This is a genomic window from Micromonospora sp. AKA38 (assembly GCF_027925725.1).
Classification (GTDB): domain Bacteria; phylum Actinomycetota; class Actinomycetes; order Mycobacteriales; family Micromonosporaceae; genus Micromonospora.
Genome location: NZ_BNEI01000005.1, coordinates 650,932 through 668,912, shown reverse-complemented (window position 1 = coordinate 668,912; position 17,981 = coordinate 650,932). Strand labels below are relative to the sequence as shown.

The 17,981-nt window shown below is 72.3% G+C and carries 16 protein-coding genes; 5 read left to right on the top strand and 11 right to left on the bottom strand.

The genetic code is table 11. From position 1 onward, the window contains the following. Positions 1 to 66: 66 nt before the first annotated feature. From TPA0908_RS20425 to TPA0908_RS20405, 5 genes are read right to left on the bottom strand one after another with little or no spacing between them, the layout of a single operon-like run. On the bottom strand, positions 67 to 660 hold the full coding sequence (locus tag TPA0908_RS20425) for a cysteine hydrolase family protein (protein WP_281940249.1): 594 nt from the start codon (positions 658 to 660) through the stop codon (positions 67 to 69). Further along, positions 630 to 2,537: a dipeptide ABC transporter ATP-binding protein gene (locus tag TPA0908_RS20420; protein ID WP_281940248.1), complete on the bottom strand. Its 1,908-nt coding sequence runs from the start codon at positions 2,535 to 2,537 to the stop codon at positions 630 to 632. The genes TPA0908_RS20425 and TPA0908_RS20420 overlap by 31 nt, the downstream gene beginning before the upstream one ends. Then, a complete protein-coding gene (locus TPA0908_RS20415; protein ID WP_281940246.1) occupies positions 2,524 to 3,438 on the bottom strand; it encodes an ABC transporter permease in 915 nt (304 codons plus the stop codon). Before TPA0908_RS20415 ends, TPA0908_RS20420 begins: the two co-directional genes overlap by 14 nt. Next, positions 3,435 to 4,364: an ABC transporter permease gene (locus TPA0908_RS20410; protein WP_281940244.1), complete on the bottom strand. Its 930-nt coding sequence runs from the start codon at positions 4,362 to 4,364 to the stop codon at positions 3,435 to 3,437. Before TPA0908_RS20410 ends, TPA0908_RS20415 begins: the two co-directional genes overlap by 4 nt. Positions 4,365 to 4,377: 13 nt before the next feature. Next, positions 4,378 to 5,979, bottom strand: coding sequence for an ABC transporter substrate-binding protein (locus tag TPA0908_RS20405; protein WP_281940242.1), 1,602 nt, complete (start codon positions 5,977 to 5,979; stop codon positions 4,378 to 4,380). A gap of 172 nt (positions 5,980 to 6,151) precedes the next feature. Between TPA0908_RS20405 and TPA0908_RS20400 the strand changes: the two genes are divergently transcribed. Then, positions 6,152 to 7,327, top strand: a complete 1,176-nt coding sequence (locus TPA0908_RS20400) for an MFS transporter (RefSeq protein ID WP_281940240.1) — start codon at positions 6,152 to 6,154, stop codon at positions 7,325 to 7,327. A gap of 24 nt (positions 7,328 to 7,351) precedes the next feature. On the opposite strand, the gene TPA0908_RS20395 is transcribed toward TPA0908_RS20400, so the two are convergent. From TPA0908_RS20395 to TPA0908_RS20370, 6 genes are all read right to left on the bottom strand, one after another. Further along, positions 7,352 to 8,209, bottom strand: coding sequence for an amidohydrolase family protein (locus tag TPA0908_RS20395; protein ID WP_281940238.1), 858 nt, complete (start codon positions 8,207 to 8,209; stop codon positions 7,352 to 7,354). Between the two features lie 40 nt (positions 8,210 to 8,249). Continuing rightward, complete coding sequence (locus tag TPA0908_RS20390) at positions 8,250 to 9,635, bottom strand: phenylacetate--CoA ligase family protein (protein WP_281940236.1); 1,386 nt, start codon at positions 9,633 to 9,635, stop codon at positions 8,250 to 8,252. A 46-nt stretch (positions 9,636 to 9,681) separates the two neighbouring features. Beyond that, positions 9,682 to 10,482 (bottom strand): IclR family transcriptional regulator, encoded by an 801-nt coding sequence (locus TPA0908_RS20385; protein WP_281940234.1) that lies wholly within the window; start codon positions 10,480 to 10,482, stop codon positions 9,682 to 9,684. A gap of 83 nt (positions 10,483 to 10,565) precedes the next feature. Beyond that, entirely contained in the window at positions 10,566 to 12,008 is a 1,443-nt protein-coding gene (locus TPA0908_RS20380) for an MmgE/PrpD family protein (RefSeq protein WP_281940232.1), read from the bottom strand. Continuing rightward, positions 12,005 to 12,850 carry a cyclase family protein gene (locus TPA0908_RS20375; protein ID WP_281940230.1) on the bottom strand — a complete coding sequence of 282 codons (846 nt, stop codon included), beginning with the start codon at positions 12,848 to 12,850 and terminating at the stop codon, positions 12,005 to 12,007. Before TPA0908_RS20375 ends, TPA0908_RS20380 begins: the two co-directional genes overlap by 4 nt. Then, positions 12,847 to 14,064 (bottom strand): CaiB/BaiF CoA transferase family protein, encoded by a 1,218-nt coding sequence (locus TPA0908_RS20370; protein ID WP_281940228.1) that lies wholly within the window; start codon positions 14,062 to 14,064, stop codon positions 12,847 to 12,849. Before TPA0908_RS20370 ends, TPA0908_RS20375 begins: the two co-directional genes overlap by 4 nt. Positions 14,065 to 14,281: 217 nt before the next feature. Between TPA0908_RS20370 and TPA0908_RS20365 the strand changes: the two genes are divergently transcribed. The 4 genes from TPA0908_RS20365 to TPA0908_RS20350 all read left to right on the top strand — a co-directional run bounded on the left by TPA0908_RS20365 (position 14,282) and on the right by TPA0908_RS20350 (position 17,978). Beyond that, positions 14,282 to 15,052 carry an N-acyl homoserine lactonase family protein gene (locus TPA0908_RS20365; protein ID WP_281940226.1) on the top strand — a complete coding sequence of 257 codons (771 nt, stop codon included), beginning with the start codon at positions 14,282 to 14,284 and terminating at the stop codon, positions 15,050 to 15,052. After that, complete coding sequence (locus tag TPA0908_RS20360; protein ID WP_281940224.1) at positions 15,045 to 16,013, top strand: LLM class flavin-dependent oxidoreductase; 969 nt, start codon at positions 15,045 to 15,047, stop codon at positions 16,011 to 16,013. The genes TPA0908_RS20365 and TPA0908_RS20360 overlap by 8 nt, the downstream gene beginning before the upstream one ends. A 106-nt stretch (positions 16,014 to 16,119) precedes the next feature. After that, on the top strand, positions 16,120 to 17,214 hold the full coding sequence (locus TPA0908_RS20355; protein WP_281940222.1) for an ABC transporter substrate-binding protein: 1,095 nt from the start codon (positions 16,120 to 16,122) through the stop codon (positions 17,212 to 17,214). Continuing rightward, entirely contained in the window at positions 17,199 to 17,978 is a 780-nt protein-coding gene (locus TPA0908_RS20350; RefSeq protein ID WP_281940221.1) for an ABC transporter ATP-binding protein, read from the top strand. Before TPA0908_RS20355 ends, TPA0908_RS20350 begins: the two co-directional genes overlap by 16 nt. The last annotated feature ends 3 nt before the right edge of the window (positions 17,979 to 17,981 follow it).

The window sequence follows — 17,981 nt, the reverse complement described above, 5'->3', positions numbered from 1 at the left end:
CCGCCCGCCGACCCCGTCGTCGCGCGGGCGGTCCCGGGGCCGGTACGGCGTGCCGCCCGGGCGGGTTCAGGCGGACAGCACGGCGGCGGCGGAGCGGACGGCGCCGACGGCGTGCGCGAGGGTGGCCAGCGTGGCCCGCTGCACCTGCTCCGCCGGCAGGTCGAAGCCGGCGGCGGTGACCGGCAGCGCGGCGGTCAGGTCGGCGACCACCAGCACGTCGAGGTCGCGGGCGCGGGCGTCCTGGGCCGTGGCCTGGACACAGATGTTGGTGGTGACGCCGGTGAGCACCACCCGGTCCGCGCCGAGCGTGCGCAGCACCACCTCCAGGTCGGTGCCGTAGAACGCCGACTGGCGGGGCTTGACCACCCGGATCTCGTCGTCGCGGGCGCCGAGGCCGGGATGCAGGTCGGCGGCCGGGCTCCGGAACAGCTCGTCGACCGCCGCGCCGTACCCGGCGGTGGTGGCGGCGCCCATCGACACGCCGGGGCGCAGCTCGCGGGTCACCCAGACCAGCGGCACGTCCCGGGCGCGGGCCGCGTCGGCGAACCGGGCGATCCGGTCCACCAGCCCGGCGGCGTCCGGGACGGCCAGCGGGCCGGTGACGTACTTGCGTTGGACGTCGATGACGATCAGGGCGTCGCCGGGGCCGAGGGGACGCACGGCTCCTCCCTCCGGATCGTCGGGCGGTCCCGGTACCGGCCGAGGTCGGCCTCGGGGTCGAGCACCGCGTCGAGGAGTTGCCGGGTGTACGCCGCCGCCGGCCGCTGGTAGATCGCGTCGACCCGGTCCAGTTCGACGATCTTCCCGGTGGACATGACCGCCACCCGGTCGGAGATGTAGGCCACCGCCGCCAGGTCGTGCCCGATGAACAGGTACGTCAGGCCGAGCCGGGCCTGGAGGTCGCGCAGCAGGTTGAGGATCTGCGCCTGGATGGAGAGGTCCAACGCGGCGACCGGCTCGTCCAGCACCATCAGCGCGGGTTCCAGCGCGAGCGCGCGGGCGATGGCGACCCGCTGGGCCTGCCCGCCCGAGAGCTGGTGCGGGAAGCGTGCGGCGTAGTCGCCGTCCAGCCCGACCAGGTCGAGCAGTTCGGTGACCCGGTCCCGCCGCTGGGCCTTCGACCCGCGTCTGTGCACCAGCAGCGGCTCGTCGACGATCTGCCCGATGGTCATCCGGGGGTCCATCGAGGAGTACGGGTCCTGGAAGACCACCTGGAGGTCACGGCGGACGTCCCGCATGGCCTTGCCGGAGAGCCGGGCGATGTCGACGCCGCCGATGACCACCCGTCCGGAGGTGGGGGCGAGCAGCCCGGACATGATCATGGCGGTGGTGGACTTGCCGGACCCGGACTCCCCCACCAGGCCGAGCGTGGTGCCCTTCGGGATGGTGAAGGAGACGTCGTCCACCGCCCGCAGCACCCGGGCCTTCCGGCCGGAGCCGAGGGGATACTCCTTGACCAGGTTCTCGACCACCACGAACGGTTGTTCCGCGTCGCCGGGCCGGGCGTCGACGAGCGGTTCGCCGCCCTCGCGCCAGTAGCCGAGGTCGCCGTCGGCGGTCAGCCGGCCGGTCCAGTGGCAGGCCGCGACCTGGCCGGCGCCGCTCGGTTGCAGGACCGGCAGTTCCTCGGCGCAGCGGTCGGTGGCGAACCGGCACCGGGGGTGGAAGGAGCACCCGGCCGGCAGCCGGGCCGCGTTCGGTGGCGCGCCGGGAATGGCGGTCAGCGTGGACCGGAGCCGCCGCAACCGGGGCAGCGACCCGAGCAGCGCGGCGGTGTACGGGTGGCCGGGTTCGTGCAGCACCTGCTCCGCGGTGCCGTACTCGACGACGCGGCCGGCGTACATGACGGCGACCCGGTCGGCGACGGCCGCCGCCACGCCGATGTCGTGGGTGATCAGGACGACGCCCATCGACAGGCGGTCCCGCAGCTCGATCATGGTCTCCAGCACCGCGCCCCGGACGCTGGTGTCCAGCGCGGTGGTCGGCTCGTCGGCGAGGAAGAGCGGCGGGTCCAGGGCGATCGCCATGGCGATCATGACCCGTTGGCGCATACCGCCGGAGAGTTCGTGCGGGTACTGCTTCGCCCGCCGGCCCGGGTCGTCGATCCGGACCACGCCCAGCAGCTCGACCGCCCGTTCCCAGGCGTCCTTCGCCGACGCCCCCCGGTGCACCCGCAGGATCTCGGCGATCTGGTCGCCGACGGTGAAGCTGGGGTCCAGCGAACTCATCGGGTCCTGGAACACCATGCCGTAGTTCTCGGCGCAGAACCGGCGCAGCTTCGCGCCGCGCAGCCCGAGCACGTCCCGGCCCTGGAAGCGGACCCGGCCGGCGGTGTGGCCGTTGGCCGGCAGCAGCCCGGCGACGGCGTGCAACGAGACGCTCTTGCCGGAGCCGGACTCGCCGAGCACCACCAGGGTCTCGCCCTGCCGCACCGACCAGGTGGCGCCCCGGACGGCGTGCACCGGCCCCCGGAGGGTGTCGAAGGTGACGTCCAGCCCGTCGACCTCGAGCAGCGGTACGGCGTCAGCGCCGGCCATGCGGATCCCACCTCTCACTCAGCCAGTCACCGACGACGTTGACGCTCAACACGACCAGGGTGATGGCCACGCCGGGAACCAGCGGGATCCACCAGGCGGTGTCGAGGTAGCCGCGGCTGGCGCTCAGCATCCCGCCCCAGGTGGCGGTGGGCGGCGGCACGCCGAGCCCGAGGAAGCTGAGCGAACTCTCGATGACGATGGACCGGGCCACCACGAACGTCCAGACGACGATGAGCGGACCGGCGATGTTGGGCAGCACGTGCCGGGCGAGGATGCCGGCGCCCCGACGGCCGATGGCGACGGCGGCCCGGAAGTAGTCGGTGGAGACCACGTTCAGCGTCTTGGCGTGGGCGAGCCGGGTGAACGGCACCCATTCCCAGAGCACCAGCACGATGATCAGCACCGACAGTTTGGCGCCGAAGACGGCCACCACGGCGAGGGCGACGATGAGGAACGGGAACGCGGTGAGGATGTCGACCGTCCGCATGATCACCGACTCCACGATGCCCCGGTAGTAGCCGGCGACGACGCCGAGGACGGTGCCGAGCAGGCCGGCGAAGGTGGCCGCGACGAACCCGACGGTGAAGCTGACCCGGCCGCCGTAGATGGCGCGGCTGAGCAGGTCCCGGCCGAGTTCGTCGGTGCCGAGCAGGTGCGCGCCCTCGCCGCCGAACAGCGACGGCGCGGCGAGCCGGTTGAGCAGGGACTGCTCGTTGGGGTCGTACGGCGAGACGGCCGGGGCGAAGATCGCGGCCAGGACGCCGACGACCAGGAAGCCGAGCGCGAGCCGGGCGCCGAAGTGTCTCGGCAGGAGGCGTCGGCGGGGCCGGCGGGGCGCGGGGACGACCTCGGCCACGGGTTCGGCCCCGCCGGGCTCGGGAACGGTCAGCACTGTGCTCATCGGGTCACCAACTGCGCCTTGAGTCGGGGGTCGACCACCTGGTAGAGCAGGTCGACGATGAAGTTGATCAGCACGACGAGCACGCCGATGACGAACACGCCCGCCTGGAGCACCGGGTAGTCGCGGGCGGTGACCGACTCGACCATCAACCGGCCCAGGCCGGGCCAGGAGAACACCGACTCGACCACCACCGACCCGGCGATGAACTGGCCGAGTTCCAGCCCGACGAGCGAGAGCATGGGCACGCTGACGTTGCGCAGGATGTGCCGGTAGCGGATCCGCCGGGTGCTGTAGCCGAGCGAGTTCGCCGTCCGCACGTACCCCTTGCTGAGTTCCTCCAGGGTGTACGCCTGCACCAGCCGCATCTGCCGGGCGCAGATGAAGGCGGCGAGGGTGACGGCCGGCAGGATCAGGCTCATCACCCCCTCCCCGCCGAAGCTGGGCAGCCAGCCCAGGCTGACCGCGAAGATCATGATGAGCACCAGACCGAGCACGAAGTTCGGCACGCTCTGCCCGAGGATGGCGAGGCCGTTGACGGCCCGGCCGAGGAGCCCGTCCCGGTGCACGGCACCGAGCACCCCGGCCGGTACGCCGAGTCCGACCGCGATGAGCATCGCGAGGATGGTCAGCAGCGCCGACGCCGGGAACCGGTCCAGCACCAACGCCATCGCGTCGCTGCGGTACTGGTACGAGTCGCCGAAGTCGAGCACCAGCAGGTCACCGAGGAACCTCACGTACTGGACGAGCACCGGTTCGTTCAGCCCGAGGTTGCTGCGGATGGCCGCCAGGGTCTCCGGGTCCGCGTCCGCCCCGGCGATGGCCGAAGCCGGGTCGCCGGAGATCCGGACCAGGAAGAACACCAGGCTGGACAGTCCGAGGATGACCAGGACCAGCTGCAGGAGCCGCTGTCGCAGAAGCTTCGCCACGGTCGGACCCCGTCTAGCCCGTCACCTTGGTGATCAGCTCCCAGGCCGGGTTGCCCGCCTGGTCCACCTTGAATCCCCGGATCTTGTCGGAGCTGGCCCAGACGTCCGGCATGGTCATCACCGCCACCGACGGGACGTCCTCCTTGTAGATCTTCGACAGCTCGCAAAACGCCTGCTGCCGCTCCGGGGTGCCCTCCTCGGCCGAGCGCAGCTTGCCGAACCACTCGTCGTACTTCGGGTTGGAGTAGCCGATGTTGTGCTGGGGGTAGCCGGTGACCAGGCGTTCGAGCTGCACGGAGGCGTCCACGAACGGTGAGCTGCTCATGCCCCAGGCGAAGAAGTCGGCCCGCTCGGTGCGGTTGTAGTAGACGTCGAGGTAGTTGGAGAACTCCATCGGGGCGATCTCCACCGACTCGACCGCGTCCAGCTTGTTGACCATCTCGCCGATCGCCTGGGCGAGCAGCGTGTCGTTCAGGATGAACCCCTGCGAGGTCTGGAACTTCAGCTTGAGCCCGGAGACGCCGGCCTCGGCCATCAGCTTGTTGGCCGCGGCCAGGTCGTACGGGTACCGGGTGACGTCCTTGCAGTAGCCGGACATGAAGCTCGGCGCCAACTGGCCCTGGCCGACCTGTCCCTTGCCGCCCATCACGCCCTGGACCAGCGCGTCCAGGTCGAGGGACTGGGCGATGGCCCGCCGGACCCGCACGTCGGTCAGCGGTCCGGAGTCGGTGAACAGGTCCACCACGTACGTGCGGGGCTCGACCGCGTCGTAGACCGTGAACGCGCCGGACTCCAGCGACTTGATCCCGTCGATCGGGACCTTGGTGATGATGTCGACGTCACCTGCGCGCAGGGCGGCCACCCGGGCCGCGTCCTCCGGGATCGCCTTGAAGGTGATCGAGGCCGGCAGCGCCTTGCCCTGTCCGGAGTTGGGGTTCGGCACCAGCACGAGTTCCTTGCCGGGGACGAACTTCTCGACCATGAACGCGCCGGTGCCGATGGGCTTGGCGTTGAACGCCTTCGCGCCCACCCGCGCGTGCTCCTTGGGTGGGACGATCGGCATCGCGCCGAGCAGCCGGGGCAGGATCGCCTCCGGGGCGCTCATGGTGAACCGGATGGTGGTGGCGTCGACCGCTTCGACCTGCTTGATGATGCCGAGCTTGCCGCGGATGCTCGCCTCGTTCTTCGGGTCGAGCATGAACTTGGTGGAGTAGACGACGGCGTCGGCGTCGACCGGCTCGCCGTTGGCGAACTTCAGGTCCTTGCGGAGGACGAACTGCCAGGTCAGGTCGTTGACGCGGGTCCACGACTCGGCGACGCCGGGGACCACCTTGGCGCCCTCGCCGAGGGTGTCGACCCGGGTCAGCAGGGACCAGACCGGGTAGGCGTAGAAGGAACGCGGCGGGGACGTGGCGGAGAATGCGTCCAGGTCGGGGTTGATCACCCCGACCCCGACCACGATGTCCGCCCCGGCTGCTCCCGGGGAGGAGTCCGCCTCCGCCGCACTGTCCCCGTTGGACGAACTACAGGCCGTGGCCAGGAGGGCCACCACCCCGACCAGAGCAGAAACCTTCAGGGCTCTGAACCGGCCGAGAACTCCCGTCTTCGGACTCATCCCGGCACCCCTCTCCCATGCGATTCGCACATTCGATCCGCTTAGCGGAACAGCGTTTCTACACACTAGGTCCGGCTTCTCGGCAGTGTCAACGGCCTGACGTGCCGTTATGGACCCGTGCTCAGGTTTGCGGTACGTTCAGCGAAACATCGTTCCGCTGAATGGACCGCTTGTGGCCCCTTCCCTACCGCTCGGTACCGGCGGGATCCTGACCGTCACCGCCCTGTCCGCGGTCGGCGCCACCGGCTACGGAACGCTCGCCCCGGCGATGGCGGAACTCGCCGCCGCGTACCAGGTCTCGGAGGCCGCCGTCGGGCTCCTCCAGGGCGTGATCGCGGTGCCCGGCATCGTGCTGACCGTGGCGCTGGGCGGTCTCTCCGACCGGCTCGGCCGCGGCCGGGTGGCGCTCGGCTGCCTGCTGCTGTTCTCCGTCGCCGGCACCGCCTGCGCGCTCGTCGACTCGTTCGGCACGGCCGTCGTGCTCCGGGCGGTCCAGGGGATCGGCTTCGCCGGCCTGCTCACCATCCCCCCGACCGTGATCGGCGAGACGCTGACCGGCGCGGCCCGGCAGCGCGGCCTGGCGGTCAACACCTTCGTGCTGACCACCGCCTCCACCGTCGGACCGATGGCCGGCGGCGCGGTGGCGAGCCTCGGCGACCCACGCGCCGCGTTCTGGCTCTACGCGCTGGGCGCGCTGCTGGTACCCGGAACCGTCCGGGTGCTCGGGCTCGGCCCCGGCCGGCGGCCGAGCCGGGACCACCGCTCCGCCCGGCTCCTGGCCGACCTGCGACGCGCCGGCGAGCTGCGTACCGTGGTCGGCGCGCTGACCCTGACCACCGTCGTCATCGGCCTGATGACCGCGGCCACCGCGGCGATGCTGCCGCTGGCCCTGGACCGGGTCTTCGAGGTGCCCCTGGCGGCCCGGGGTCTGCTCGTCGGGCTCGGCAACGTGGGCAGTCTCGCCGCCTCGGCGGCCCTGGCCCTGCTCGCCGGGCGGACCGCCGACCGGCACGTCGCCCGGATCGGGCTCGGGTTGTGCGCGGTCTCCCTGCTGCTCACCGCCGCCGCCCCGGCGGTGTGGGTGGTGGCGGTCGCCGTGGTGCTCCTCGGCGTCGGGGTGGGCTGCGCGTACAACGCCTCCGTGCACGCCGTCTCCCGGCAGCCGGTCGACGGCCGGGGCATGCTCATCGGCGCGTGGTCGGCGTCGTCGCGGCTCGGCCAGTCCACCGGCCCGGCCCTGGGCGCGCTGCTGGTCGGCGTGGTCGGCCCGATGGCCGCGTTCTCAGTCGGTGGCGCCGCCGCCGCGGTCGCGCTCGTCGCACTCACCGCGGCCGGCCGGCGTCGGTGACGCACGCCCCGACGGCGGGGTGGATCAGTCGGTCAGACCGTAGAGGCGCAGGGCGTTGTCGCGCAGCACCGCCGTGGCCGACTCCGGCCGCAGGCCCAGCTCGGCGAACTCCGTCATGGCGCGCTCCGGGTCGATCACCGGGTAGTCGGTGCCGAAGATCACCTTCTCCCGGCCGAAGGTGTTCATGTAGTGCACCAGCGCGGCCGGCCAGTGCTTCGGCGCGTACGCGTCCACCCCGATGTACACGTTGGGGTGCTTGTACGCGACCGCGATCATCTCCTCGGTCCACGGCCACCCGGTGTGGATGCCGACCAGCTTCAGCTCGGGGAACTCGCAGGCGACCGTGTCGAGGGTGATCGGCCGGCCGACGCTGCGCAGCGGCCGGGCGTCGTCGTAGCGCAGGCAGTGGCCCACCTGGAGCTGGATCGGCACGTCCAGCTCGGCGCACTTGGCATAGATCGGGTAGTAGCGCCGGTGGTCCGGGGGCAGCCCGAACCAGTGCGGGTACGAGTGCGCGCCGACGAAGCCGTACTCGGTGACCGCCCGTTCCAGGTGCCGCAGCTCGGCCATGCCGGCGGTCGGGTCCAACCCGACCAGGCCGCTGAACCGGTCCGGGTGCGCGGCGACCAGCTCGGCGACGGTCTCGACCTGGAGCGCGAAGCTGTTGACGTCACCGGCCGGGCCGAGCTTCGCGGCGATCAGGAAGGACCGGGCGATCCCGGCCCGGTCCATCTTGGCCAGGTACTCCTCGATCGTCGTCCCGGGCAGCCGGTCCCCAGCGCCGATCTTGCGGCCGAGGAAGTCCTTCGACCAGGCCGGCCGCGCGGCCACGATCTCGGGTGTGTACGGATTGACGACCACGTCGATGGCACCGGTGTACACGGTCAGTCACGACCTTTCTGAGAGCTACGTGTCGACGACGTCAGCCGACGTGGCGGCGGTCGACGAGACGACGGGGTTTGGCGTCGGCCAGCGGGTCGTAGATGTCGTCCACGCCGACCACCCGCACCTCGGGCGTGAGGTGGGTCAGGTCGCGGATCCGCGACCGCACGGCCGAGACCAGCGCGTCGGCGTCGCGGCCCGCGACCGGGGCGACCTCGACCACCACGCCGTCGCCGGAGAGCGCGTCGCCGGGGTGCAGGTGGTCGAGGACCACCCGGTACTCGGCGACGCCGGCCAGGTCGACCAGGGCGTCGCCGAGCACGGTCAGGTTGACAAGCGTGCCGTTGACCTTGACCAGGTCCTTGGTGCGGACCGGCTGGGAGACGATCCGCTCGGCGGTCCGCCCGCAGGCACACCGTTCCCGGGTCAGCCGGACGATGTCGCCGACGGCGTACCGGAGGAAGGCGGTGCCCCGGGCCCGCAGGTGGGTGATGAGCAGCAGGCCGGGTTCCCCGTCGGGCACCGGCTCGCCGCTGGCCGCGTCGACGGTCTCCAGGTGGATCAGGCCCGGGGTGGGATTGTGCCAGCCCGTTCCCGCCCCGCACTCGATCATCGACCAGCCCTCGGTCGAGCCGTAGCGGTTCGCGACCCGGGCCGTCTCCGCGCCCACCGCGCGCAGCCGGGCGCGCAGGTCCTCGACGCCGGCGGCGCTCGTCGCCTCGCCGGTGACGAAGCACCAGCGGACCGTGGGCAGCCGCAGCCCGCGTTCGGCGGCCCGGATCAGCACCCGGCGGACGAACCCGGCGACCCCCCACAGCACCGTCGCGCCGTGTGCCGCCACCAGGTCGATCGCCTCGTCGAGCCGGCGGTGCACCAGCCAGTCCGGCGAGGGGCGGCCGGTGTGCCCCTGGAAGATGGTCGCCCCGATCGCCGCCGCCGTCCGGTCGGCGCGGATCCGGGCGCCCATCGGGAACGGGGTGAGCGGGAAGAGGTTCGCGATCACCTCGTCGGCGCCGAGACCGAGCAGCCGGGCGCAGCGCCGGGCGTGCAGCAGGTAGGCCCAGTCGTCGCTGGTGGTGACGTAGAGCGGGGCGGGCGCGCCGCTGGTGGTGCCGGTGGTGTAGATGACGTACGCGAGGGTGCGTTCGGCGACCGGCAGGTCGGCCGGGGCGGTCAACCGGAAGGACTCGGGGTCACCGAGGAAGTCCTGCTTGCCGGTGACCGGAAGCCGGCGCAGGTCCGCGACCCCGCGTACCCGGTCCGGGTCGACGCCGGTGCGCGCGAAGAGTCGACGGTAGTGGGGGTGGTGCCGAGCCAGCAGCTGGACCTGCGCCGCGATCAGCGGGTCGCGTAGCCGCTCCACCTCGCCGGGGTCCGCGTAGAGCACCGAGTCGCCCGATGGGTCGAGCGCGGATGGCACCGACACCGCTGTTCCCTCCCGCGGGGCAGCCCGGCCCCACCACTGGCGGGCATCACTCCGTGGAGCGTTGCCCGATGATCTCCGACTCCCGGTGGCCCATCAGGGCCGAGAGTCGCCGTACGGCGTCCAGCAGCGCGTCGGCCGCCTCGTCGATCTTCGGTTCGAAGCGGCGCAGTGGGCCGCACACGCTGATCGCCGCGGTCGGCTTGCCCCGGTGGTCGAAGACCGGGGCGGCCACCGAGGCGGCGTCGGCCTGACGCTCCCCCAGCGACCGGGCGTACCCGCGCCTGCGGATGCGGTCCAGGTCGGCGCGGAGCTGCTCGGGCGTGGTGATGGTGGTGTCGGTCAGCCGCTCGAACGGGCCGGTGGCGAGGTAGGCGTCCTGCTCCTCGGGGTCGAGGAAGGCCAGCAGCGCCTTCGACGACGAACCGGCGTGCAGCGGGTACGGGTGGCCGAGCCGCACCGACATGCGGATGTCGGTGGGCGGGGTCTCCTGGTCGATGTAGATCCGGGTCCAGCCGCTGCGGATGGAGAGGGTGGAGGTTTCCTGGGTGGCCGTGACCAGCTCGTGCAGGATCGGCTGAGCCATTCGACGCACGTCGATGCCTTCGAAGTAGGTCAGGCCGAGCTTGAGGGCCGCGTGGCCGAGCGCGTACCGGCGGGTCTGCGGCTCGATCTGGATGTAGTCCTTCTCCAGCAGGGTCGACAGGATCCGGTGCACGACGGCCTTCGACAGCCCGAGCGCCTTGGAGATCTCGGTGACCCCGAGGGTGGACTCCCTCCGTTCGGTGAAGAGGGTGAGCACCTCCATCGCGCGGCCCACGGTGAGAATCGTCTTGCTGGTCTCGGTCACTGAGAGTCCCTCCGCTGCGGCGTCGGACCACTTCGGTCCGTGACGCGGCGAACGAGATTGTACGCCGGGGGCGACGTAGTTCCTCACAGCGGAATACCGTTCTCGAACATCAGCGGGCTGAGCAGGTCATCCACCGAGGCCGCGTCCGGCAGCGCCAGGGCGGCCCGGGCGATCGCGGTCACCCGCTCCGGCGGCAACACCCGACCGGCGTTGTCGCGGAACTTGCCGGCGACCTCGTCGTCGGTGAGCGGGCGGTGCGAGCCGCCCCGGTTGGCGAGCACGGCCTCCTCGAGCAGCCGGCCGTCGGTGGTGCGCACCCGCAGCACGGCCGGGAACTGGTGCGGGAAGATCTCGTCGCAGCGCGGGTCGGCGACCACGGTGACCCGGCTCATCAGGCGCCGCCGGGCCGGGTCACGGGCCAGGTCGTCGGTGAAGTCGTCCAGCCCCAGACCCAGACCGCCGCCGCCGAGCAGCGCGGCCGCGACGGTGTACGGGCCGGAGAACTGCGCCTGGTAACCGGTCTCCGGGGCCTGCTTGACGTCGAGGGGCTCGCCGATGGTGCGGACGGTGGCGGTCGGCACGGCCAGTTCGACGCTGGCCACGTCGGCCGGGCGCAGGCCGGCGTCCCGCAGCGCCAGCGCGGCGTCGATGCCGGCGTGCGTGAAGTGGTTCGCCGGGTACGGCTTGAAGAAGATCCCCGGCACCTCCCACCGCTGGCCGAGCCCGTCGGTGACCGCCCCGGCGTCGAACTCGCCGCCGAGGAACGCCTGGAAGAAGCCGAAGCGCCCCTCCAGCAGGGTCGCCGGGCCGGTGATCCCGCGTTGGGCGAGCTGCGCGGCGTACACGCCGGCGTGCGCGGCCCAGCCGCAGTGCATCCGTTTGACGGTGCCGCCGGTGCGGTTGCTCTCGATGATCCCGGACGCCATGCTGGCCGCGATGCCCATGGCGTGCAGCACGCCGTCGGCGGAGAGACCGAGCAGTTTCGCGGCGGCGGCGGCCGAGCCCACCGCCCCGCACATCGAGGTGGCGTGCTGTCCCCGGTCGAAGTACCGGTTCGCCCCGGTGGCGGCGTCGTAACCGGCCATCCCCACCCGTACGCAGATCTCCAGGCCGACCGCGATGGCGGCGACCACCTCCGCGCCGGTGGCCCGGGTCGGCTCGGCGACGGCCAGCGCCGCCGGGACCACGCTGGCGCTGGGGTGCAGCACCGACGGCAGGTGGGTGTCGTCGTAGTCGAGCGAGTGGGCGAGCACACCGTGGGCGAACGCCGCCTCGCTGGCCGGCACCCGCTGGCGCAGCCCGACCACCCGGGCGTCCGGCCGGCCGCCCCGCTCGGCGACCAGGTCGAGCACGGCCACGCTGGTGGGCAGCGTGGTGGCGGCGACCGCGATACCCAGCACGTCCAGCACCCGTTGGGCGACACTGCGCACCACCGGCGGGGGCAGGGGAACGCCGGCCGGGCCGTGGGCCGCGGCGAACGCGGCGAGCTGCCCGCCCAGGGTGGCCGCCGGCGACGTGGCGGTCATCCGGACACGACCAGGGCGAGCGGGCGGACCGGGCTGCCGGTCGCGCCGACGATGTTCAGGTGCGCCAGGACGACTGTGAACTCCCGCACCCCGGACTCGGCCAGTTCCTCCAGGGCCATCGCCTCGATGAGGTTGATGCCGTGTTCGGCGAGCAGCACCCGGTGCGCGGGCAGCAGGGCGTGCCCGGACCCGGCGGCGAGGCGTTCGAAGGCGATGGTGTCCGCACCGGCCAGCCGCACGTTGCGGGCGGCGATCCACCGGGCCCCGGCCTCGCCGACGCCGGGCACCCCGGTCGCGTGTCCGATGTATGCCTCGCGGTCGTCGTAGCGGCGCCCCCAGCCGCTGCGCACCAGGACCACGTCGCCCGGTCCGACCGGGGTGCCCTGCCGGGCGACGGTGGCGTCCAGGTCGGCGGGCGTGATCTCGTACGCCGGGTCGAGGACGGGCACCCCGAGCGCGGCCGGCACGTCGAGCAGCACCCCGCGGCCGACCAGCGGGGGCAGTTCGTCGATCGCCCCGGTGGTGAAGCCGCCGCCGGTCTGCGCCCGCATCGCGTCGGCGCCGTCGTGCAGCCGGCCGTCGACGGAGACGTGCGCGAGGGCGTCGATGTGTGTGCCGACGTGGGTGCCCAGCGAGATGAGGTCGTTGGCGGCGGACATCCCGTCGGCCCGGTAGCTGTCGCCGTGGCGACGGGGCAGGGTGTGCCAGAACGGCGGGTGGTTCGGCGACTGGGGCATGCCGATACGCAACGGCCGGCCCAGGTCGAAGACCCGGACGCCCGCCTCGACGGCGGCGAGCAGGACGTCGCCGCGCCGCTCGCTCGGGATGGTCTCCACGGTCATCGCAGCACTCCCCGGTCTCGCAGCTCGGCGAGTCGTTCCGCGCCGATGCCCAGTTCGTCGCCGAGCACCTCGTCGGTGTCGGCCCCCACGCCCCGCCCGGTGAAGCGGATCTCACCGGGGGTGGCGCTCATCCGGAACAGCACGTTCTGCATCCGGATCTGGCCCAGGTCCGGATCGGGCACCTGGGTGATCATGTCCAGCGCCCTGACCTGCGGGTCGGCCAGGAGTTCGTCAGGCGCGTACACCGGCGCGACGGCGGCCCCGGCGGCGGTGAACGAATCGATCACCTCGGCCCGGCTCCGCGCGCCGATCCAGTCGGCCACGTACCCGTCGAGCAGGTCGGCGTGCCGCGCCCGGCCGGCGCCGGTGGCGAACCACTCCTCGCTGATCACCTCGGCGTGCCCGACCAGGGTCAGCACCCGCTCGGCGATGGAGTTCGCCGAGGTGGAGATGGCCACCCAGTGCCCGTCGGCGGTCCGGTACGTGTTGCGCGGGGCGTTGTTCAGCGACCGGTTGCCGGTCCGTTGCTGGACCACGCCGAGCTGGTCGACGTAGATGACGCTCGGGCCGACCGCCGTCATGATCGGTTCCAGGATGTCGAGGTCGATCTCCTGGCCGGTGCCGTCGCCGGTGGCCCGCGCGTAGAGGGCGGTCAGCACCGCCGCCGCGCCGGTGATCCCGGCGATGGAGTCGGCCAGCCCGAAGGCGGGCAGCATCGGCGGTCCGTCCGGCGACCCGGTCAGGTGGGCGAAGCCGCTCATCGACTCGGCGAGGGTGCCGAAGCCGGGGCGGGCGGCGTACGGGCCGGTCTGCCCGAAGCCGGTGACCCGCAGCAGCACCAGCGCGGGGTTGAGCGCCCGCAGGTCCGCCCAGCCCAGGCCCCAGCGTTCCAGCGTGCCGGGGCGGAAGTTCTCGACCACCACGTCGGCGGTGCGGACCAGCTCCCGGAAGATCTCCTGACCCTCCGGGTCGCCCAGGTAGAGCCCGACGGTCCGCTTGTTGCGGCCGATCATCTTCCACCAGAGGCCGACGCCGTCCTTGCTGAGGCCGTGGCCCCGCATGCCGTCCCCGTGCCGCGGGTGTTCGATCTTGATCACGTCGGCGCCGAAGTCGCCGAGGATCTGACAGGTCAACGGACCCGCCAGGATCGTCGACACGTCGAGCACCCGGACACCGTCCAGCGCCCGCCGGCTCCGCGACTCCTGACCACCCACCCGGCCCACTCCCGTCGTTGAGGCGTTCCGTTAGCGGGAACGTCGTTCCTCAAACCGTACCGAGTGCCGGACCCGCTGGTCAAGGAAAGGAAACGGCGATCCGTCAGCCCTGGGCTTCGCTCTCACGCGCTGTTACGGTACCGCTCTACGGAATGGTGTTCCACCAGCCGGTCCAGCGTTGAGCAATCGACGGGTGGTCCGTCGGGGCGGGAGGACGATGACATCGCAGATCGTGCCGGTACGGGTGGGCCGCGCCCCCGGCATCCGGCGGGCCGACCTGCTCTGGGGGCAGCATCCCGGGGAGACGGTGGAGAGCCCGCACGTCATCTGGGTGGTCCGGGACGACCGTGGCGACGTGACGATCCTGGACACCGGCTCGCCGGACGCGGAGTGGGTGACCCGGCACCACCGGCCGTTCGAGCGCACCGCCGAGGAGGAACCGGCCGCCGCGCTCGCCGCCGCCGGCGTGGACCCGGCCGCGGTCCGGACGGTCGTGCTCAGCCACCTGCACTACGACCACTGTGGCAACAACCACCTGTTCCCGAACGCGGAGTTCGTGGTGCAGCGCAGCGAGGTCGCGTACGCCGTCGCGCCGTACCCGGTGCACCAGGCCGCCTACGAGGCGCCGGCGCTCGGCTTCACCCCCCGCTGGCTGGCCACCATGGACCGGACCCGGCTGATCGAGGGCGACGTCACGCTCCGTCCCGGTCTGCGGTTGCTGCACATCCCGGGGCACACGCCCGGCATGACCGCCCTGGTGGTGGACACCGCCGCCGGCCGGTACGCCCTCGCCGGGGACCACTGCGCCCAGTTCGAGAACTGGCGGGGCGCCGGGCCCTACCGGGTGGTCCCGTCCCGGACCCACGTGAACCTGGCGGACTACTACCGGTCCTTCGACCGGTTGGCCGAACACGCCGACGTGGTGCTCCCCGGCCACGACATGCGGGTGTTCGACCAGGCCAGCTACCCGGCGGTGGACCGTGGCTAGGCTCCGGCTGGGAGTCCGGCTGCCCGAGGGCGGGTCGGACGTGCGCCGTACCGTCGCCCAGGCGGTCGCCGCCGAGGCGATGGGGTACGACTCGGTCTGGCTCGGCGAGCACCACGGCTACCCCACCTACTGGCCCTCGCCGCAGCTGGTGCTCGCAGCGGTCGCGGCCCGGACCGACCGGGTCCGCCTGGGCACGAACATCCTGATCCTGCCGCTGGCCGACCCGGTCCGACTGGCCGGGGAGTTCGCGTTGCTGAGCAACCTCAGCGAGGGCCGGGCGGTGCTCGGCGCGGGGATCGGCTGGGACGAGCCGGAGTTCGCCGCGCTGGGCGCCAACGCCCGCCGGCGGGGCGCCGTCACCGACCGTCACCTGGCCCTGATGGACCGGCTCTGGCACCAGGAGTCGGTCTCCTACCGGGACGACGACCGCACCCTGGCCGACTTCACGCTCTCCCCCCGCCCCGCCTGGCCGGTCCCGGTCTGGGTCGGCGGCCGGTCGGTCGCCGCGATGCGCAGGGCGGCCCGCCACGGCGAGGCCTGGTTCCCGGACGCGGCGCTCACCGTGGACGAGGTCGTCCGGGGCTTCGCGACCGTGGACCAGCACCGGGCCGCCTCGGGCCGGCCACCGGCCGCGTTCCGGCCCCTGGTCCGGCACGTGGTGCTGGGCGAGACGGACGCGCGGGCCCGGCGGGACGCCGAGGAGTACCTGCGCGTCTCGCACGAACTGCACCTGCTGCGCGGCAATCCCATGGTGACCCAGGCCAGCGTCGGCGACTTCGCGAGCCGGCTGGCCGACCGGTACGTGGTGGGTGACCTCGCCACCTGCGTCGACTGGGTGCGACGACTGGAGACCGAGGTCGGGGTGACCGATCTGGTGGTCAAGTTCGCCGGTCGGATCAGCGGCGACGACGCGCTGGCACAGATGGCCGACTTTGCCACCGCCGTCCGGGCGATGTCTTGACAGCGATCCCGACCACTCCCTAGCTTCATCGTCTATAGAAACGATGTTCCGCCAAACGGAACATGACACTCGGGGGCCCATCCGGAACGGTCGTGGAGGTAGTCGGATGATCAGAAAGCGGTTGTTCCTCGCCGGAGTGCTCGCCGTGGCGCTCTCCGCCACCGGGTGCGGCGACGACGGCGCGGGCGGCGGCGCCGACGCGAACGGAGTCAGCAAGGTCCGCTACGTCTACTGCGCCGAGACGCTCGCCGCCAGCGGCGCGCCGTTCTGGATCGGCGAGAAGCTCGGCTACTTCGCCGAGGAGAAGATCTCCCTCGAGATGCTGCCCGTCGCCGGCGGCACCGGCGCCTGCCTGCAACTGCTCGCCGCCGGCCAGGCCGACATCTCCGCGCCCAGCCCGGACGTGCTGGTGCAGGCCGCCGCGGACGGACGCAACCTGGACCTGCGGTACTTCTACGAGGTCGCGCCGAAGTTCCTCTTCGACGCGACGGTCCTGCCGGACAGCCCGGTCCGGTCGTTCGCCGACCTGAAGGACGCCACCATCGGCCTGGCCTCGCTGGGCGGCAGTTTCGAACTCTTCGCCAAGGCCGGCCTGCGCGCCGCCGGCGTCGACCCGGCCTCGGTCGACTTCGTCGCCGTCGGCACCGAGGCGGCGGCGGCCGAGTCGCTCAAGAAGGGCGACATCGACGCGCTGATCATCAACGACGTCCGGTACGCCGCGCTGGAGGCCGCCGGATACCAGTTCCGCTACCTCGACAAGCCCGGCGTGACCGCGAACCTCTTCGGCGCCGGGCTGCTGGCCCGCAACGCCTGGCTGACCGAGAACCCCGAGGCGGCGGCGGGATACGCCCGCGCCTACACCAAATCCGTGCTGTTCGCCAAGGCCAACCCGGAGGCGGCCATCCGCATCCACTGGGAGCAGTACCCGCAGTTCGCCCCCACCGGCGACCGGGCCAAGGCCATGCAGGCCGCGCTGCCGGTGCTCAAACGCCGGATCGACGTGATCGAGGACGACGGTTCGGCGGAGAAGCCGTACGGCCAGTTCACCGCGGAGTCGTGGCAGGCGTACGTCCAGTTCCTCGGCGTCCAGGACAAGGTCAAGGACGTCTCGGCGTTCTACACCAACGACGTGGCCGCCAAGATCGGCACGATCGACGCGGCGGCGGTCCAGGCGAAGGCGACCTCGTGGCCGACCTCGTGACCCGGACGCCGGTGGTGTCGGCCCGGGGCCTGTCCAAGGTGTACGGCACCCGGACCGGCACCCCGGTCGTCGCCCTGACGGACGTGTCGTTCGACGTGGCCGAGGGGGAGTTCGTCTCCATCCTCGGCCCGTCCGGGTGCGGCAAGTCGACCCTGCTGCGCATCGTCGCCGGCCTGACCGGCGAGACCGGGGGCACGGTGGACATCAACGCCGCCGGAGCCGGACCGGGCACCGACGTGGGCCTGATGTTCCAGCAGGCGGTGCTGCTGCCGTGGCGGACCGTCGAGCAGAACGTCGCCCTGCCCGGGATCGTGGCCGGCCGCCGGTTCCGGGACGTACGGCCCCGGGCCCGGGCCCTGATCGAGATGGTCGGGCTGGACGGGTTCGCCGAGAAGTACCCCGGCGAACTCTCCGGCGGCATGCAGCAACGTGCCGCGCTGGCCCGCTCACTGTTGCAGGATCCCCGGCTGCTGCTGCTCGACGAGCCGTTCGGGGCCCTGGACGCGATGACCCGGGACCAGATGAACCTCGAGGTGGAGCGCGTCCGGCAGCAGACCGGCAAGACCATCCTGCTGGTCACGCACAGCATCGCCGAGGCGGTGTTCCTCTCCGACCGGATCATCGTGATGACCGGACGCCCCGGCACGATCCGCGAGATCGTCGACGTCACCCTGCCCCGGCCGCGCGAACTCGAGGTCACCGGCTCGGCGGACTTCGGCGCGTACACCAACCAGATCCGTCAGCTTCTCGACCGACCGGAGTGACGC

Bases quoted from the DNA above. Each gene is read 5' to 3' on its own strand.
- TPA0908_RS20420 (WP_281940248.1), bottom strand. From the start codon at position 2,537: ATGGCCGGCGCTGACGCCGTACCGCTGCTCGAGGTCGACGGGCTGGAC.
- TPA0908_RS20415 (WP_281940246.1), bottom strand. From the start codon at position 3,438: ATGAGCACAGTGCTGACCGTTCCCGAGCCCGGCGGGGCCGAACCCGTG.
- TPA0908_RS20405 (WP_281940242.1), bottom strand. From the start codon at position 5,979: ATGAGTCCGAAGACGGGAGTTCTCGGCCGGTTCAGAGCCCTGAAGGTT.
- TPA0908_RS20380 (WP_281940232.1), bottom strand. From the start codon at position 12,008: ATGACCGCCACGTCGCCGGCGGCCACCCTGGGCGGGCAGCTCGCCGCG.
- TPA0908_RS20375 (WP_281940230.1), bottom strand. From the start codon at position 12,850: ATGACCGTGGAGACCATCCCGAGCGAGCGGCGCGGCGACGTCCTGCTC.
- TPA0908_RS20365 (WP_281940226.1), top strand. From the start codon at position 14,282: ATGACATCGCAGATCGTGCCGGTACGGGTGGGCCGCGCCCCCGGCATC.
- TPA0908_RS20355 (WP_281940222.1), top strand. From the start codon at position 16,120: ATGATCAGAAAGCGGTTGTTCCTCGCCGGAGTGCTCGCCGTGGCGCTC.